We start from the raw sequence: 17,083 nt of genomic DNA on the forward strand, positions 1-17,083 counted from the left end.
ACGGCGCCGGGCGCCCCTCCCGGGGGCGGCGTCACCGCCCGCTCCCGGGACCGGCGCGGAAAGGCCGCTGGCGCGGGTCGAAGGCGTCGCGCAGGCCGTCTCCGATGACGTTGATGCTCAGGCAGATCAGGACGATGAACGCGCCCGGCCACCAGAACAGCCACGGTCGCGTGGAGAACGCGTCCTGGTTCTGGGAGATGAGCAGGCCGAGGGAGGTGTCGGGCGCTTTGACGCCGACCCCGAGGTAGCTGAGCGCCGTCTCGAGCAGGATCGCTGAGCTCATGGTGAGCGTGACGTTCACGATCACGACGCCGATCGCGTTCGGCACGATGTGCCGGACGATGATGCGCATGCTCGACGCCCCGGACAGGCGGGCGGCGTCGACGAACTCGCGTTCACGCAGCGTCAGGAACTCCCCGCGCACGAGGCGGGCCAGGCCGACCCACAGCACGAGGCCGAGGAAGACGCCGAGCACCAGCACGCCGTGCTGCCCCGCGACGGCCCCGAACCAGGTGCCGTCGTCGCGGCGGCCGGCGACTGCGGACAGGACGGCAGCGAGCAGGAGGGCCGGGACGATGATCACGATGTCGGTCAGGCGCATGAGGACGGCGTCGGCCCAGCCGCGGAAGTACCCGGCCACGGCCCCGACCACGACGCCGATGGCGCCGGCGATGAGCCCGATGACGAGCATGACAATGATGGACTGCTGGGCCCCGCGCATCGTCATCGCGAAGAGGTCACGGCCGATCCGATCCTGGCCGAAGGGGTGCTCCCCCAGACGGAACGGGGCAAGCGAGAGGGTGGGTGCGCCGTCGTGGACCAGTGGTGCGATGTCCGTGTGGCCGTACCTCCACCAGCCGGTGAAGGGCCCCCACCCCACCGACGTGAACGCGAGCGCGAGGATCGCGGCAAGGATGGAGACCCCGACGACCGCGCCGCCGTGCCGGAGGAACCGCTTCCGGACGATCTGGCCCTGGCTGAGGCCCTTCGGCCCGACGGGACCCTCACCGGGCGTCCTCTGACGGGCGAGGGCCTCCCCCTCGGCGAGCAGCTCACTCTGCTGGGTTGGCTGGGACACGTCACCTCACCCGGATCCGCGGGTCGAGGGCCGAGTACGCGAGGTCGGCAAGGATGTTGAACACCATGGCCGTCGCCGCTGTGCAGATGAAGACGGCCATGACAGGGTTGGGGTCGACCCGGGTGACACCCTCGAGGAACATCACGCCCATTCCGCGCACCGAGAAGACGGTCTCGGTGATGACGGCGCCCCCTATGAGGCCGCCGATGTCGAAGGCGACGACCGTGGTGATCGGAAGGAGCGCGTTGCGCAGCGCGTGGCGCAGGACGATGTCGCGCTCCCCCACTCCCTTGGCGCGGGCGGTGCGGATGTAGTCCATGGTCATGACCTCGAGCATCGAGGACCGAGTGAAGCGCGCGTAGCCCGCCAGCGAGACGAGGACGAGCGCGATCGTGGGGAGGACCAGATGGGTGAAGGAGTCGATGCCCACCGTCCAGAAGTCTCCGCCGAGGTTGGGCGTCGATGCGCCGATGGTCGCGATCGGCCGGCCGCGCACGGTGCTGTCCGCGACATAGGAGGGCCACGCCTGCATGTAGCGGTCGAGGGCTGTCATCGCGGCCATCGCCAACGCGGTGGCGACGGCGACGCGCATGTTCTGCCGCCGGTCGTAGCCCCCGGCGAGCCACCCGAGGCCAGCGCCGACGAGCACGGTCACGGCCCCGAGGACGAGGACCGTACCCGGCGTGGCGCCGTTGAGGGGCACCTGGATGGGGAAGTACACCGCGAGCCCGACCGCGACGGCCGCGAGCCCGGCCACGAGGGCCCTCCGGTTCCTCGGCCCGGCGGCCAGTCCCGCGGCAGCGAACGCGAACCCGGTGCCGGCCACGAGGAGGACGATGAGGCCCAATCCGGGGCGGGCGAACCACCGCGTAGCCGAGGCCAGGGCGAGCAGGCCCGCCGTGAGGACGAAGGCGGTGCCGCCCGCAGCGAGCCGACGCCGGGGCCGCCCACCGACCACTCCGCCCACGCTCAGGGCCGCCAGGGCGCCCAGGCCCGCGGACACCTGCCACGGGATCTCGGGATCGGCGAGGAAGTCGTTGAACCCGATCGCGCCGTACTCCTTGAGCAGCACCGCGACCCAGAAGATCGGCAGGGAGAAGAAGAGGAAGGCCATGAAGGTGACGCCGTAGTCCAGCGCGCTGTGCTGCCGCAGGGCCGTGACGACACCGAGTGCAACGCCGACGAGGATCGCGAGGACCGCCGCGGCCGTGACCAGGGTGAGCGTCTGGACCAGTGCGACGCCGAGCGCCTCGGTGACCGGCTGGCCCGCGACGTTCTTCCCCAGATCACATCCCCCGGCGATGGGAATGAGGCAGCGGGCCGCGCCGCCGAGCCACGTGAAGTAGCGCAGGGGAGCAGGGGTGCCGAGGTCCAGAAGCTCCGCGCGCGCGTCCATGAGCTGCCTGGCGTTGGGCGCCCCGCTCCCACGGAACTCCTCGAGGGGATCGCCCGAGAGCGCGGTCAGGTTGTAGACCACGAACGAGGCGCCGAGGAGGATCAGCGCGGCCGTGGCCAGCCGCCGCACAAGGTACGTCAGCATGGCGGCGTGGTGTCCTGGGCGTTCGCTACTTGACCGACCACTCCCAGAAGTTCCACCACACGCCGGTCTTCATCGGGTTGTACGCCACTCCGTCGACCTTGTCGCTGTAGGCCTGGACTCCGGGGGTCTGGAACAGCGGCAGGCCGTAGGAGGAGTCCCAGACGATCTTGTCTAGCTTCGTCATGATCTCGTTCTGCTTGCCCTTGTCCGTGGTCGCGATCAGCTCGTCCATGAGCTTGTCGGCTTCCTCGTTCGAGAACTTGTTGTAGTTCAGGTCGTTGCCCGACTTGAAGATCGCCGGTACGCCTTGGACGCCCACCCCCGGGTTGGACCAGGCGAAGATGCTCGCATCGTAGGTGCCCTTGCCCAGCGCCTTGCTCCAGTCCGAGCGGCCGAGCCCACCGTCCACGATCTTGAAGCCAGCCTTCTCGGCGGACTCCTTGATGAGCGTGAACATGTCTACGCGGTTCGGGTTGTCCTTGTTGTACATGATGCGGATCTCGGGCTGCTTGCCGGCGAGGAGCTGCTTGGCCTTGTCGAGGTCGACCTTGTCGAACGCGGACGAGCCGTTGTCCTTGACGGAGTTCGCGTAGGCCGTCTGGGCCGGGACGAAGAACTGGGAGTCGAGCGGCTTGGCCTCGGGGTCGAGCTTCTTGACGATCTTGTCCACAATGTCCTGGCGCGGGACCGCGAGGAGGAACGCCGTCCGGACGTCCTTGTCGGCAAACGGGCCGGAGAAGTTGAGGTCGAGGTGCTCGTAGGCGAGCTGCTTGTCCTGGAGGACTGTGGCCCCGGGCACGCTCTTGAGCTGGTCGATCGTGTCCGCAGAGGCCTGCGGGGCGATGATGTCCGCCTCCCCGTTCTTCAGGGCCTGGACCTGCGCCGGCGCAGAGCCGATGTAGCGGACCACGATGGAATCGGCGTTCGGGGTCGGGCCCCAGGCATAGTCCCTGTTGCGGATGAGCGTCATGGACTGGTCGGGGACAATCTCCTTGACGATGTACGGCCCGTTGGAGAGGAACAGCGAGGTGTCCGCGGGCAGCGTCTTCGTGTCGAAGCCGGTGTTGTAGAAGTCCGCCGCCTTCTTGAGCGTCTCGTTCGCGGGCTGCGGCTTGGCCGGGTCGCCCTTCTTCATGCCCCTCATGAGGTCGGTGAGGGCCTTGGCGTCGGGCAGCCCCGCCTTCTTCGCGATCACGTGGGCGGGCACGTCGATGGCTGGGCCGCCGAGCGCGATCTCCCAGTCGGCGAAGGGCTTGGTGTACTTCAAGGTCAGGGTCCGGTCGTTGTCGGAGATCGTGGGGACCTCCGTGGCGTTGAGCCCGGTCGGGTCACCCGCGAACGAGAAGTAGCTCGTGCCGGTCTTCGCGGAGGGGTTCGCGTCGGAGTAGTAGGCGGAGAAGGCGGCCCACTGGAGGAAGAGGTCATGGGCGGTGACGGGGGTGCCGTCCGACCACTTGACGCCGTCGTTCACGGTGTACTTGACGGTCAGTGGGTCGTCGGAGACCTTCTCCATCTTGCCGAACTTCTCGTTGCGCACCACATTGAGCTTGTTGTCGATGTAGTAGAAGCCCGAGTGCGTCGGATAGCTGACCTTGGAGTTGATCTCGGCATTGCCGGTCGCGGTGTTCGGGTTGAAGGAGTTGAAGGCGTTGACCTCGACCACAGTGATCTTGCCGCCCTGCTTGGCGCTCGCCTGTCCTGTGGACGCTCCCGGGGCGGGGCTGTTCTGGGTCGCGCACGCGCCGAGTGAGAGTACCGCCAGTACGGCAATGCCTACAGCCCTGGAGATACGCCCACGCCGCATTCCGACTCCTTCTTCATCGACACCCACGTGCCACACAGCCTAGACGTGACCCTCGTCGCGACCTCGGCGGAGGTTACTCTTCGGGTCCTGTCGTTATGAACCTGCAATCTATCGCGCCGCGCGGGGACGGTCAGCCCTCCCCGAGCACCCAGTCCCGGATGCCTTCCGGGTCCTCCCCGAACTCCCTCGTGTACGCGCGGACGCGGACCAGCTCGTCCTCGTACCGCTGCCGCAGGGCGGCGTGCTTGGCCGCAAGCCCGGGGACCCTGTCGATCACGTCGATGGCGAGGTGGAAGCGGTCGATCCGGTTGAGCATCGCCATGTCGAACGGGGTCGTCGTCGTGCCCTCCTCGACGTAGCCGCGCACGTGCAGGTTCCCGTGGTTGGCCCGGCGGTAGGTGAGCCGATGGATGAGCCACGGATAGCCGTGGTACGCGAACACCACCGGCTTGTCGGTGGTGAAGAGGGCGTCGAACTCGCGGTCCGGGAGGCCGTGGGGGTGCTCCCGCTCGTCCTGGAGGCGCATGAGGTCGACGGCGTTCACCAGGCGGATCTTGAGCCCGGGCAGGTCCCGGCGCAGCATCTGCGCCGCGGCGACGGCCTCCGCTGTCGGGACGTCTCCGGCGCAGCCCAGCACGACGTCGGGCTCCTCCCCCTCGACCTCGCTCCCGGCGAAGTCCCAGATCCCGATGCCGCGGGCACAGTGAAGCTGCGCCTCCTCGGGCCCCAGCCACTGCAGCGACGCCGCCTTCCCCGCCACGACCACGTTGACGTAGTCACGGCTGCGCAGGCAGTGGTCCATCGTGGACACAAGGGTGTTCGCATCCACGGGAAGGTAGACCCGGATCACGTCCGCCTTCTTGTTGACCACGTGGTCGATGAATCCCGGGTCCTGGTGCGAGAAGCCGTTGTGGTCCTGCTGCCACACGTGGCTCGAGAGCAGGTACGTGAGGGAGGCGACCGGCAGGCGCCAGGGCAGCTCCCGGTGCACCTTGAGCCACTTCGCGTGCTGGTTGAACATCGAGTCCACGATGTGCACGAACGCCTCGTACGAGTTCAGGACCCCGTGCCGCCCCGTGAGGAGATAGCCCTCGAGCCAGCCCTGGCACAGGTGCTCGCTCAGCACCTCCATGACGCGTCCCGCCCGGGAAAGGTGCTCGTCGACGCCCTCGATGCGCTCCTGCCACACCTTGTCCGTCGCCTCGAACACCGCCTGGAGGCGGTTGGACGCCGTCTCGTCCGGGCCGAAGAGCCGGAAGTTCGTCGGATTGGCCCGGATCACCTCGCGCATCCACTCGCCGAGGTTGTGCATCGCCCCGGCACGCACGACGCCGGGCGCCTCCGCCGGGATCATGTGCGCCTCGGGGTCGGGGAGCCGCAGGTCGTTGAGCAGGCGCCCCCCGTTTGCGAAGGGCGTGGCACTCATGCGGCGGTCACCGCGCGGGGCGAGGCTGCCCAGCTCGGGCGAGCGGGCGCCGTCGTGCGTGAAGAGCTCCTCCGGCCGGTAGGAGCGCAGCCACTGCTCGAGCTGGGCGAGATGCTCGGGGTTCTCGTGGATGCCGCTGAGGGGGACCTGGTGTGCGCGCCAGGTGCCCTCGACCGGCTTGCCGTCCACGACCGCCGGGCCTGTCCAGCCCTTCGGGGAGCGGAACACGATGAGCGGCCAGGACGCGGCCGGCTCGTCGGCAGGCCGCTCCCCCGCCGAGCGTGCGTGCTCCTGGATGGCGCGGATCTCGTCGAGGCTGTCATCGAGCGCGGCGGCGAAGTCGCGGTGTGCGCCGTCGTGGTCCTGCGGGTCGTCGACGGTGACGAACCGCGGCGCCCATCCGAGGCCCTCCAGGTAGGAGCGCAGCTGCGACTCCGGGCGCCGGGCCAGGACCGTGGGGTTGGCGATCTTGTAGCCGTTGAGGTGGAGGATCGGCAGGACGGCGCCGTCGCGGGCGGCATCGAGGAAGGCGGTCGACTGCCAGCTGCCGGCCAGGGGGCCGGTCTCGGCCTCGCCGTCTCCCACGACGCACGCGACCACGAGGTCCGGGTTGTCGAAGGCAGCGCCGAAGGCGTGCGCGAGCGAGTAGCCGAGCTCCCCGCCCTCGCTGATCGAGCCGGGCGTCTCCGGGGCCGCGTGGCTCGGGATGCCGCCAGGGTACGAGAACTGGCGGAAGAGCTCCCGGAGGCTGTCCTCGTCGTCTCCGAAGCGCGTGTAGATCTCCGAGTAGGTGCCCTCGAGGTAGGCATTGGCCACGTTTGCGGGGCCGCCGTGTCCGGGCCCCGTCACGAACAGCATCGCCTGGTCACGGGCGATGATGGCACGGTTGAGGTGGGCGTAGATGAAGTTCAGGCCTGTGGTGGTGCCCCAGTGGCCGAGGAGGCGCTTCTTGACGTCCGCGGACTCGAGGGGCCTCCTCAGCAGCGGGTTGTCGCGGAGGTAGATCTGGCCGACGGAGAGATAATTCGCCGCCCGCCACCAGCGCTCGAGATCCTCCATCCCCTGCTCGGTGAGGTGCGTGGTTGGCTCTGTCGTCGTCACGTGAGGGGTACCGCCCTTCCGCATCGGCTGCCGCGCGGACACAGCTGGATCTACGCGGCCGGTCGCTGCCCAGCCTAGCCCGGCGAGGTTGCGGGGCCCTTGAGGCGAATGGCCCTGGAGTGACGTCGGGGAGAACACCTCGTGCGCGCCGGCGTCCGTCCAGGCCAGGCGGGCTTAGAATCTCAGCGTGACGGACTCCCTCGTGGACCACTACGCCGGCTCGGGCGACCTCACTTCTGCGATTGCGGCGGCGCTGGATGCTGCTGGCATCGAGCGGGAGGGCATTGCGACGACGGTCCTCGCCCCGGTCGACGAGTTCCACATCCGCGGCCGGACCGCGACGCTCGAGATGGCCCGCGCACTGCGGGTGGACGCCACGTCACGGGTGCTCGACATCGGCAGTGGGCTGGGCGGCCCTGCCCGGACCATCGCCGAGGCCACGGGCGCCCACGTGACAGGGGTCGACCCCACGCCCGCCTTCTCCGCTGCGGCTGCCGACCTCTCGGCGTGGACCGGCCTGGGCGGGAAGACGGCCTTCCTCGTGGGGGACGCCACGGCCTTGGACTTCCCGGATGCCCACTTCGACGCGGCGCTCACCGTGCACGTGGGCATGAATGTCGCCGACAAGCCGGCCATGTACCGCTAGGCGCGCCGGGTCCTGGCACCGGGGGCCCGATTCGTCGTGTACGACGTCCTGCAGGGGCCCGGAGACGAGGTCCACTACCCGGTTCCATGGGCCCGGGACAGTGCGACCAGCTTCCTCGCCTCCCCTGACGAAATGGCGGCATTCCTCGGCGGCGCCGGGTTCACCATCGTCGGCCAGGCCGACTCTTCGGCCGAGAGCCTCGCATGGTTCGAGACGATGGCCGCGCGCCTTGCGGAGTCGGGTGGGCCCCCGGTGACGTTCGCGACCTTCCTCGGCAGCGACTTCGGGGACATGACGCGCAATCAGGTCGCGAACCTGCGCGAGGAGCGGATCCGGACCGTTACCTTCGTCTGCGAGGCGTGACGGCCCTGCTCCCGGCTAGACGTTGAAGCGGAACTCGACAGAGTTGCCTAGCTGCGCAACCTGCTGCGGCGTAGCCTTGACGGTATGACCACCGCAGCAATCTACCTCCGCCAGTCCCTCGACGCCGCCGGCGACGAGCTAGCCGTCCAGCGCCAGCGCGACGACTGCCGCGCTCTGGCGACGGCCCGGGGCTGGAGCGTCGTCGAGGAGTACAAGGACAACTCGATCAGCGCCTCAGACCGACGCAAGAAGCGGCCCGACTACGACCGCATGGTCGCCGACTACGAGGCCGGACGCTTCCAGGCGATCGTGTGCTGGGATCTGGACCGCCTCACGCGCCAGCCGCGCCAGCTGGAGGACTGGATCGACCTCGCCGAGACGCGCGGCCTCCTGCTGGTCACGGCCAACGGCGAGGCCGACCTCACGACTGACGGCGGGCGCATGTACGCCCGAATCAAGGCAGCGGTCGCCCGAGGCGAGGTTGAGCGGAAGGCCGCGCGCCAGCGGGCAGCGGCACGGCAGCGCGCCGAGGTAGGACGGCCACCGCTCGGGGTACGCCTCACGGGCTACACGCCGAAGGGCGAGCTCGTCGCGGCTGAGGCTGACCTCGTGAGGGTGCTCTTCGAGCGGTTCGCCGCTGGCGACTCGCTGCGCGCGCTCGCGGCGTGGGCCCAGCAGCAGGGCGTACCTACCCGCCACGGCGCGCCCTGGAACCCGTCGACGGTCCGCACCCTCCTCACGAACCCTCGCTACGCCGGGCGCGCGATCTACCGGGGGCAGCAGACCGGCCGAGCCGGGGGCTGGACGCCCATCGTGAGTGAGGACCTGTTCACCATCGTCCAGGTGAAGCTGAGCGACCCGCGCCGCCGAACGCATGAGGGCACCGACCGGAAGCACCTAGGCTCAGGGCTGTACCTGTGCGGCGTCTGCGGCGACGCCCTCACGTCATGGACCGGTGGCCGGTACCGCTGCCCAGCTGGCCACCTGACGCGCGCCCAGCGCCACATCGACCTCTACGTCGCCGGCGTCGCGGTGGAGTTCCTCAGCGACCCCGACCGGGTAGCCGAGCTTCGGGCTCGCCTGACCGCGCCGACGAGCGAGAACCGTGAGGCCGCCGAGCAGGTGCGCGTGCTGAGGGAGCGCCTCACGCGGATCGCTGACGAGTACGACTCGGGGCTGATCGACGGTCACCGCTTCAGGGTCGCCACCGACCGCGCTCAGGCTGAGCTCGTCACGGCCGAGGCCGCACTGGCGCGAGCGGCGAACCCCGCTGCGGCCGTGCTCCGCGCGTCTGACCCTGTCGCCTACCTCACCGAGTCGTCGCTCATGATCCGTCGCGGGGTGATCGGTCTGCTGTTCACGGTGAGGGTCCACCCCGCGCCGCGCGGGCGTAGGGGCTTCGACCCTGAGACGGTCACCTTCGACTGGAGCTGAGGCCGCGCGCGCCTGGAGCTGAGGCCGCGCGCACCTGGAGGGCGGCTGCCGTCTCCTCAGCAGGCCCAGCGCGCTCCCCCGGCTACACCCGTACCCGCAGCCCCACCCCCGCGAGCCCGGCGGAGATCTGAGATCGCCTGCTCGGCGCTTTCGCCGACGCCTCACCCCCGGCTCCGGCCTCGCTGAGCGAGTCCGAACGCCTCAGGGCAGCTACTAGCGACAGCACGCTAACCGAGAGTATAACTCTCACGTCAGGATGTTTGTCCTGACATAGGCAACTGAATCTGGAGCTGATCCCCGTGACCACGTATCTGCAGAACATCACGATCTACGAGCCCTCCACTGGCGCCCTTCGCACCGCCGCAGGCGTCCGCCGGGCCGACACCGTCCATCGCATCAAGGAGCTCGGTGGCGATCACGAGGAATTTCTCGTCGACGTCGTGAAGGGCGAGCCTGAGCGCCGTGCCCCCTGGACCTCGAAGAGCGGCAACACCGTCGTCGTGTTCCAGCCTCAGCGTGAGGACCCCCGCAACGAGTGGGAGCCGGAGCCTGGGGCGGTGGGCGGCGCCACGACCGCGAACACGAAGCGCTTCCGCTGCACCGAATGCGGCCGCGAGTCGAACGCGGGCGGGCTGGCGCTCCACCACAAGGCGTCCGGCCACTCGGGCTCCGTCCCCGTCGTCGCCGCTGAGGCTGAGGCGTGAGCGGCGTGCCGCGCCTGAGCCGTATGGCGCGCCTCACGGTCACCGACCCGACCGTGAGGCTGCCGCGTCGGCCTCGCCGCTCCCCTGAGCGCCACCCCGACGACACCGTCACGATCACTGTCGACGCCACCGTGATGCGGGTCGCTAAGCGCCTCGCGGGGGGCGACCTCGCCCGACTGATCATCCTGCACGACGGCGCTGTCGTCGTCGCCAACTCCCCCGAACACCGCAGGGCGCTGAGCGCCCGGCTCACCCAGAGGACTGACCCATCATGACCACCCTCACGCTGACCCGCACGCAGGTTCGCTGCCTGAGGAGGCTCGCGCAGGCGGGCAAGGACGCCTGGAGCGCCGTCGAGGAGGCGAAGGACGCGGCCCGAGCCGCCCAGTCGAGGCTGGACAGCGGTGGCGACGCCTTCGCGGTCGCCCACTTCGACCGAGCGACCAAGGCGCTCACCACCTTCCAGGCGGTCGCGGACACGGCGGTGTTCGCGCTGTTCACGCTCACCGAGGACGACGACCTCAGGGCTCGCACGCTCATCGCCTCAGCGCGCACGGGCGACCTCCACGAGGCGCTCTACGACGGACGCCTGGAGCGGGCTGAGGGCGGCACGTACCGGCTCGCCCTCGAAGTGCTGGAGGCGGCGCGATGAGCGCGCGGTTCCGTCCAGGCCAGCTCATCGTCGTTGCGTACGGGGGCGGCAACGTGCTCATGGTGCGCGGCGTCGAGGAGCTATTCGGCAGCGAGGTGTACGTACTCGTGAGCGCGGGCTGCGACGACGAGTTTCGCCGTCCGGTCGAGCTCATAGACCGCCGCTTCCAGATGGTGATCAGCGATGACATGTGGCCCAACTGAGGGGCGGGGCGTGAGCGCCCGCACGATCCGGAAGGGCGACGTGTTCGCGGTCTACGGCGTCACGTACCTCGCTACGGGGGACGCCCGTGAGGCCTCACGCGGGGGCACGGCGATAGCGGTGCTCGACGGCGACGGCGGGGGGCTGCTCTTCGTGCCTGAGCGGCTGACGGTCGATCGGGTGGCGCCTGAGGCTGAGGGTCGCGCGCCGCCCGCGTGAGGTGCCCGCTGGCGGTCCTCTGGCTCCGGCTGAGGTGCCCGCTGGCGGTCCTCTGGCTCCGGCTGAGGGCTCCGCGACGGCTGGAATCGCTTTGTCACATTCGTCGAGGAGGAGCCGGAGACGCCCTACTGACCGCTCCAGGCGTGGGCGTAGCATTGCCGCCGTGAGGAGGGGGGCTGCTGGTCGGGGTGACGTAGGCGGGTGGGCGCGGTGAGGCCGCCGATTCCCCCGGGATCAGGCTGAGCGGCTCCCCTCCCCCTCAGCGCCGAGGGCGGCGTGGGAACGAGCGAGTTCCCTCATCCAGCGTGTCTCGGTGGAAGCGTGACCGCGTCGCCCTCGGCACCCCTCCAGGCGTAGCGAAGCCCCGGTCCACTGGAAAACCGGGGCTTCACTCGTCCTACCGTCGCGGGGAGATGCACCGCTGGGTAGGGGCTCAGTCGGCGCGGCGCGGGTGGAAGCGCTCGAACAGAGCGCGCCCGGCGTCGATACCCTCCGACTCGTGCTCCTCGTCCTCACGCTCGGCGTCACCCTCACGCGGGCGGGGGTGCGTCTCGTAGTAGAGGGCGCGCCCCTCCTCGACCCCGCTCATGCGAAGTTCACCTGAGCGTTGAGCTCGGACACGAGCGCGTTCGCCGCGTTCAGCTCGGCCTGCGCGCGGTTCACGGCGTCGGCCTGCGTGTCGACGGTGGCCTGCGTCGGGGTGGTGCCGGCGATGAAGGCAGCCCGGAGCGTCGAGCGAAGGCTGTCCTTCGCGGTCTGCAGTGTGGTGGCTGCCGTAGCGGCCCACGCTGCCGCTCGGCCAGCAGCAGCGGTGAGGGTGGCCTTGTCTTCCATGGTTTGGGTTCCTCTCTAGCGATTGACGAAGGGGACTGTGTGGCGGAAGGCCGGTCGGCCCTGCGCCCGCTCAGGCGGCAGCGGCGGTGCCCCGGCGCTCAGGTAGCCGGTCACGTCCTCCAGGCGGTGGAGCCAGCGGATACCGGCCTCAGCGTCACGGGGGCTGAGGGCGTTCCCCTCGGTGGTGAAGTTCGCCTGCTCGTAGGCGGTGGTCAGCTGCTCGATGCTGGGCAGCCACGGCGTGGCCCGGCTGACGATGAGCGCGAGCGCCCGGGCCTGATCGGCGACGCTGCCCGACGGCAGAGGGGCGAGCCACGTGAGGGCATCGAGCACCGGCTCGCCGGGGCGGGTCAGCCAGCCCCTCAGGGCGTGCTGCTCCTTGGACAGCCGGCCGAGGTCATGCGGCCAGCGCCCCTGCGCCACCCGGCGGTCGAGCCATGCCCGCTCACGGTCGATGAAGTCGGCCACCTGACCGGCGACGAGGTACATACGCTGACCGTGGTCGGTGCCCCGTGAGGTGCACGCCGCGCGCACCAGCGCCCGCTGGACGGCCCGAATGGCCGAGTAGCGAGCGGTGAGGGCGTCAGCGTCGCGCAGCAGCTGAGCGGCGGCGGGGTCATGCAGGGCCGAGTCGGCGTTGAGTACCCGCAGCGCGGTGGCGCGCTCACGCACGGCGGCGACGGTCTCGTCCAGGTGAGGGCGCAGCCAGCCCAGCCCGGCGTCAGCGCCGTGCTCCAGGGCGGCGGCCTGCCGCGCCTTCGCGTCAGCGAGGAACTGGCCGGCCATCTGAAGCGACTGCGCCAGATCGTACCCGGCGTGCTCCCCCTCACGCACCCGGCGCGGCAGGTCGAGCGGGAAGGGCTGGCCGGCCGAGGCCGCAGCGCGCAGCTCAGCCTGAGGGTCGAGTGGGGCCGGGGGCGGCGTCTCGCGAAGCGCCCTCATCCATTCCACAGCGATGGCGACGTCGCGTGAGGCAGCGTCGTACCCGGGCACGTGCGAGTAGGCGGCTGCCGTGAGGTCGGCGGTCGGCACCGCGAAGTCGAGGGGTGTGGCGGTCATGAGCGTGTTCCTTCCGTGAACAGCAGCGCGGCGATCCGGTCGAGCTGCTCGGGGCTGAGGCGAACCTCGGCCAGCGTGTGGGTCAGGAACTGCTCGATCTTCGCCGCTGCGAGCGCGGCGCGGGCATCGGCCTCAGCCTCAGGGTCATGGCGGCGAACCGCCACGCCGACGAGCGACCTTGCCTTCGCGACTTCGGTGGACACCGAGGGCTCCCTTCCTCCGATGGAAACGAGAGCAAGGCTACCGCTTAGACCCGAGGTGGGGGTAATCGCGTCAGGCGCCAGCGGCGCGGGTAAGCATGGGGTGTGGTGCGTCTCGGCTTCCCCCCAAGCCGGGGCGCACCCGTCTGAGGCTCAGCGTGGGAGTCGTGCTCAGCCTCGGCAGGTCTCCTGCCTGCGAGCTGGCAGCACCAAGCGGATACGGGCGTACCCTCCGACGCCTCAGCGGCGCTCAGCGCGGCGACGGACGACCCGGGCGCGGGCCTCGGCCAGCCGGTCGGCGAAGGGGATCGCGTCCTTCTGCGCCTTCAGGTCGGCGATGCGCTGGACGAGCTCTTCGCGGCGGCGGCTCAGCGCGGGAACCTCACGCGGCAGGGCCCGGCTCAGGGCGGTCATGACTAGGCGATAGTCCTCACGGGCGTCCGTGAGGGGGTTGGGGTCGGACGCGTCATCGCCGGGCGTGAGGGGGAGGTCCGCCACGGGGGCAAGCCTCACCGCGCTGCCGAGCCGGCGAGCGTCGTCGGCCCGGGCGCGGGCCTTCTGCGCCCTGACCCTGCGCTTCCGCTGGCGCTCCAGGCTGGCCTCCTTGTTGGCGCGGGCACACAGATCATCGACCGGCTCGCCGCGACGGCGGTGGCGGTCATACGCGGCGGGCGTACCGCAAGGGGCTAGCCTTCGCTCGCTCATCGGTGCTCACCTTCCTCGATCAGGGCCTGCATTCAAAGCCTAGGCCGGTAGGCGTATCGGGGGGTTGAAGTCTGGACTTGCGCGGATCCGCTAAGCCCGGAAGGCGGGCAGCTCATCGGGGGGCCGGGGGCTACGGGGGGTAGGGTGACCCGGCTTCGCTGCGCCTTCGCCGCGCCCGCCATCGGCCTTCGCCGTTGCCCCGTCGTTCGGTTCCTCGTTCACTCGGCTCATCGTTCGTTCGCGCGCTCGTATCGTTCGGTTCGTCGGTTCGTTCGGCTTCGCCTCAGCCGCGCGACCTTCGGTATAGGCCTCGTGCCTCCAGGTCTTCAGCCGCTCAGCCTCACCCCGAGCCGCCCGATACCCGGCTCAGCCTGCCCCGCTCAGCCTTGGCGCCGCGACGTGAGCCCGGCGTCGAGGTGGTGGCTTCGAGGTGGTGCGACTGAGCCTGGAGCGACTGCGACTGAGCGACTGAGCCTGGAGCAGTGAGCACCTGGAGCAGTGAGCACCTGGAGCAGTGAGCGACTGAGGCTGAGCGCTGAGCGGCTGAAGGCTGAGCGCCTTGGGCTGAGCGACTGAGCCTGAGCCTGAGCAGCCACGGTCAGCCACCCCCTGCCCTCCGGGTAGACCCTCACTCACCCACCCCCTCACCCCGGCTGCCGCACCCGGGGTAGCCGCCACGAGGTACCCGGGGCGGCTCGTCCAGAACCCGGCCGATAGCGTCGATCAGGGCGAGGGCGTTAGCCCGAGTGAGGGTCAGCCTCACGACGTCGTTGACCGTGACCGCTACACCCCCGGCGGGCTCACCTATCCCCCGGGGCGGCACGATTGCTGCCCGGATCGCGCCTACCTCGGCTGCCGTGATGCGTCCATACTCATGAGGGGCGGTCACATGCACATTCCTAAGCGGTTTCGTCCACGCCCGGGCCGGATCGTCTCGGAACACCCGGCTCACCGCGTGCCGTCCTCTGGTGCTACCTCGTCGGTCTCCGGCCTGACCTCCTCGGTCAGCCTCAGCTGGTACGGACGGTTCGGGGGTGGGCAGTGAGGCACTCGCTGGCCGAGGTCGCCGCTCAGGTCAAGGCCACCGCTGCCGTGAGCGTGGAGGCCACCGCAGTAGGGGCACCGAACCGTCAGCAGCCAGTGCGACTCGTGGCGGCTTCGCCGTGCCGCCCGGAGGACGGGGGCGGTGGGCGCGTACTGGGGAAGGCCGGCACCCGGCGTGTCCTCGGGCCTGAGGGAGCCAGGCCACCACAGCCCCTCCCGCCACTCGATCCACCCTAGGGCCTCTGCTCGGTCGATCATTGCCTCAGCCGGCACCTGTACGACCACTGAGCGGGGGCGACGAGCGACCGGCCTGAGGCTGGCGGTGGAGCGACCGCCTCCGTGGCCACGGGCGTAGTGGAACACCGCCTCCCACACGGCGTGGGCTCCGAGCGCCGTCTGGTACTCCCATGCGTGGGCGCGGGCAGCGCCCTCCGCGATCTCAGCCTTCATGGTGGTCCTCCTCGGGGGTTGGGTTGTGTAGGCGTGATTCGCGAGCCTGCGGAGACTCTGCCGAGCGTGAGGGGGACTTCTGGCAGAACTCACAGCCGGGCTTCCGGATGCCGCGATTGGTATGCCACCGGGTGTGGCGTCCGCGCTCCAGGGCCTCGTCTACGCGCGCGCGGAATTCAGGATCAGCCCACTGTGCCTTCGCGGATTCGCTGATCCGCGCCCGATACTCAGGGGCGGTCCAATTGGCCTTCGATGCCTCGCTGAGCCGCGCCCGCACCGCAGGGTCTGCCATCTGGGCCCTCGCGGCTTCTCGCATCCGCGCGCGGTGCTCGGGGTCAGTCCACAAGGCCTTCGATGCCTCACTGATCCGTGCCCGGTACTCAGGGGCGGTCCAATTGGCCCTCGCGGCTTCGCTCTGCCGTGCTCTCGCCTCGGGGTCGGCCCACATGGCCTTTGAGGCCTCGCTGACTCGCTCGCGGGACTCAGGGCGGCTCATTGCCTCCCCGATCGCCTTTGTGAGCTTCTCCTTCGCCTCGGGGTCGGCCCACATGGCCTTGGCGCGGGCGCTTCGCCGTGCCCGCTCTACGGCGGTCACCTCACGCGTCGTGCTCCGCGCCACCGTGTTCAGATTCACGTCCGGGTACTCGGCGCGTGACCGCGCTATCCACTCGGCCTCAGCGTCATCCATCGACGCGCCCTCGGGCACCTCGTGAAGGGTGACTGCGACTACTGACTCGATACCCGCCTCGCGCATCCAGGTGTGGACGGGCTGCGTGGATCCGGCGCGGGCCGTCCCCCGGTGGCCGCTCAGCCGCCCTGCGATACCCGCCTTGCTCTGCCCGACGTAGCGGATCACGCCGTCGCCACCGTGCAGGCCGTAGATCACTCCAGGGCCAAGCCGCCCGCTCACTTCGACGCCCCCTTCTTGGTCAGGATCCAGCGCTCCCCGTCGTCGTCCCACTCGATCCAGCCCTCGGCTTCGGCGTGCCGGATGCCTGGCGCCATGAAGCGGTCGCTGAGCCCGGCGCCAGCGAGGGCGCGCCGGTAGCACTCGTCATCATCGGTAAAGTCCGGCCCCGGGTGCTGGGCCTCGGCGTGAGCCCTGGCTGCGGCGAGGACGGCGCGTCCGGCCTCTGGGGCCCACTTCTCCTGGGCCTGGGCTCGGGTCAGGCCTTCACGCTCGGCGCGCTGTTCCCACTTGGGGCGACGCCGAAGCCAGCGGGCCCGGTAGCGGCGCGCCATATCCTCCGTGTCGCTGTCCTCAGTGTCCACGGACGGGTCAATCACCGCTCCCGTGAAGCCGACACCAGCCTCGACTGCCGAGCACACCCGCCCGTCAATGGGGGACACAACGGCGGGGTGGATGCTATGGCCCATCTGGATCCAGCCGGCGATGTCCCGCCACTCGTCCTTATCCGGCCGCGCGGGCTCATGAGCGAACAGGGCGCGCCAGCCGGGCGCGGCGGGGGTGAACTTCTCAATGGACATGGTGCTCTCCTTCTACGGGTTGGCTGGGGTGTACTGGCTGCACGGGGGTACCCTCCGGGGTTCGGGGTACCTGAGTGGGGGTACCGCCCCAGTTCCCGACATCTGCTCGGGGGTACCCGGGGTACCGGGGGTACC

General features: G+C 70.1%; 20 protein-coding genes. 8 read left to right on the plus strand and 12 right to left on the minus strand.

Translation table 11 applies throughout. The features are described from left to right. Positions 1–31: 31 nt before the first annotated feature. The 4 genes from CGQ25_RS10725 to CGQ25_RS10740 form a co-directional block, all read right to left on the minus strand. Positions 32–1,078, minus strand: a complete 1,047-nt coding sequence (locus CGQ25_RS10725) for an ABC transporter permease (RefSeq protein ID WP_255405251.1) — start codon at positions 1,076–1,078, stop codon at positions 32–34. A gap of 1 nt (position 1,079) precedes the next feature. Further along, positions 1,080–2,618 carry an ABC transporter permease gene (locus CGQ25_RS10730; RefSeq protein WP_208709562.1) on the minus strand — a complete coding sequence of 513 codons (1,539 nt, stop codon included), beginning with the start codon at positions 2,616–2,618 and terminating at the stop codon, positions 1,080–1,082. Between the two features lie 25 nt (positions 2,619–2,643). Further along, the gene (locus CGQ25_RS10735; RefSeq protein ID WP_208709564.1) at positions 2,644–4,422 is read right to left on the minus strand and encodes an ABC transporter family substrate-binding protein; all 1,779 of its coding nucleotides are present in this window, start codon (positions 4,420–4,422) and stop codon (positions 2,644–2,646) included. 130 nt (positions 4,423–4,552) lie between these two features. After that, complete coding sequence (locus CGQ25_RS10740; protein ID WP_208713042.1) at positions 4,553–6,973, minus strand: phosphoketolase; 2,421 nt, start codon at positions 6,971–6,973, stop codon at positions 4,553–4,555. 163 nt (positions 6,974–7,136) lie between these two features. Between CGQ25_RS10740 and CGQ25_RS18305 the strand changes: the two genes are divergently transcribed. The 8 genes from CGQ25_RS18305 to CGQ25_RS10775 all read left to right on the plus strand — a co-directional run bounded on the left by CGQ25_RS18305 (position 7,137) and on the right by CGQ25_RS10775 (position 11,168). After that, on the plus strand, positions 7,137–7,595 hold the full coding sequence (locus CGQ25_RS18305) for a class I SAM-dependent methyltransferase (protein WP_222703647.1): 459 nt from the start codon (positions 7,137–7,139) through the stop codon (positions 7,593–7,595). Between the two features lie 132 nt (positions 7,596–7,727). Continuing rightward, a complete protein-coding gene (locus CGQ25_RS18310) occupies positions 7,728–7,958 on the plus strand; it encodes a hypothetical protein (protein WP_222703648.1) in 231 nt (76 codons plus the stop codon). Between the two features lie 84 nt (positions 7,959–8,042). Further along, on the plus strand, positions 8,043–9,392 hold the full coding sequence (locus CGQ25_RS10750; protein WP_208709566.1) for a recombinase family protein: 1,350 nt from the start codon (positions 8,043–8,045) through the stop codon (positions 9,390–9,392). Positions 9,393–9,691: 299 nt separating this feature from the next. Beyond that, on the plus strand, positions 9,692–10,096 hold the full coding sequence (locus CGQ25_RS10755; protein WP_208709568.1) for a hypothetical protein: 405 nt from the start codon (positions 9,692–9,694) through the stop codon (positions 10,094–10,096). After that, positions 10,093–10,371 (plus strand): hypothetical protein, encoded by a 279-nt coding sequence (locus tag CGQ25_RS10760; protein WP_208709570.1) that lies wholly within the window; start codon positions 10,093–10,095, stop codon positions 10,369–10,371. Before CGQ25_RS10755 ends, CGQ25_RS10760 begins: the two co-directional genes overlap by 4 nt. Next, positions 10,368–10,748, plus strand: coding sequence for a hypothetical protein (locus tag CGQ25_RS10765; RefSeq protein ID WP_208709572.1), 381 nt, complete (start codon positions 10,368–10,370; stop codon positions 10,746–10,748). The genes CGQ25_RS10760 and CGQ25_RS10765 overlap by 4 nt, the downstream gene beginning before the upstream one ends. After that, positions 10,745–10,951, plus strand: coding sequence for a hypothetical protein (locus CGQ25_RS10770; RefSeq protein ID WP_208709574.1), 207 nt, complete (start codon positions 10,745–10,747; stop codon positions 10,949–10,951). Before CGQ25_RS10765 ends, CGQ25_RS10770 begins: the two co-directional genes overlap by 4 nt. A gap of 10 nt (positions 10,952–10,961) precedes the next feature. Next, entirely contained in the window at positions 10,962–11,168 is a 207-nt protein-coding gene (locus tag CGQ25_RS10775; protein WP_208709576.1) for a hypothetical protein, read from the plus strand. A gap of 433 nt (positions 11,169–11,601) precedes the next feature. Here CGQ25_RS10775 and CGQ25_RS10780 read toward each other — a convergent pair whose 3' ends face one another. From CGQ25_RS10780 to CGQ25_RS10815, 8 genes are all read right to left on the minus strand, one after another. Next, positions 11,602–11,757, minus strand: coding sequence for a hypothetical protein (locus tag CGQ25_RS10780; RefSeq protein WP_208709578.1), 156 nt, complete (start codon positions 11,755–11,757; stop codon positions 11,602–11,604). Beyond that, complete coding sequence (locus CGQ25_RS10785) at positions 11,754–12,002, minus strand: hypothetical protein (RefSeq protein ID WP_208709580.1); 249 nt, start codon at positions 12,000–12,002, stop codon at positions 11,754–11,756. Before CGQ25_RS10785 ends, CGQ25_RS10780 begins: the two co-directional genes overlap by 4 nt. A 15-nt stretch (positions 12,003–12,017) precedes the next feature. Next, entirely contained in the window at positions 12,018–13,061 is a 1,044-nt protein-coding gene (locus CGQ25_RS10790; protein WP_208709582.1) for a hypothetical protein, read from the minus strand. Then, entirely contained in the window at positions 13,058–13,264 is a 207-nt protein-coding gene (locus CGQ25_RS10795) for a hypothetical protein (RefSeq protein ID WP_208709584.1), read from the minus strand. Before CGQ25_RS10795 ends, CGQ25_RS10790 begins: the two co-directional genes overlap by 4 nt. 237 nt (positions 13,265–13,501) lie before the next feature. Next, positions 13,502–13,966 carry a hypothetical protein gene (locus tag CGQ25_RS10800; RefSeq protein WP_208709586.1) on the minus strand — a complete coding sequence of 155 codons (465 nt, stop codon included), beginning with the start codon at positions 13,964–13,966 and terminating at the stop codon, positions 13,502–13,504. A 948-nt stretch (positions 13,967–14,914) separates the two neighbouring features. Continuing rightward, the gene (locus tag CGQ25_RS10805) at positions 14,915–15,460 is read right to left on the minus strand and encodes a hypothetical protein (protein WP_208709588.1); all 546 of its coding nucleotides are present in this window, start codon (positions 15,458–15,460) and stop codon (positions 14,915–14,917) included. After that, on the minus strand, positions 15,450–16,346 hold the full coding sequence (locus CGQ25_RS10810; protein WP_208709590.1) for a hypothetical protein: 897 nt from the start codon (positions 16,344–16,346) through the stop codon (positions 15,450–15,452). The genes CGQ25_RS10805 and CGQ25_RS10810 overlap by 11 nt, the downstream gene beginning before the upstream one ends. A gap of 20 nt (positions 16,347–16,366) precedes the next feature. Beyond that, complete coding sequence (locus CGQ25_RS10815) at positions 16,367–16,948, minus strand: hypothetical protein (RefSeq protein WP_208709592.1); 582 nt, start codon at positions 16,946–16,948, stop codon at positions 16,367–16,369. Between the last annotated feature and the right edge of the window lie 135 nt (positions 16,949–17,083).

The organism is Sinomonas sp. R1AF57 (genome assembly GCF_002224485.1).
GTDB classification, from domain to species: domain Bacteria; phylum Actinomycetota; class Actinomycetes; order Actinomycetales; family Micrococcaceae; genus Sinomonas; species Sinomonas flava.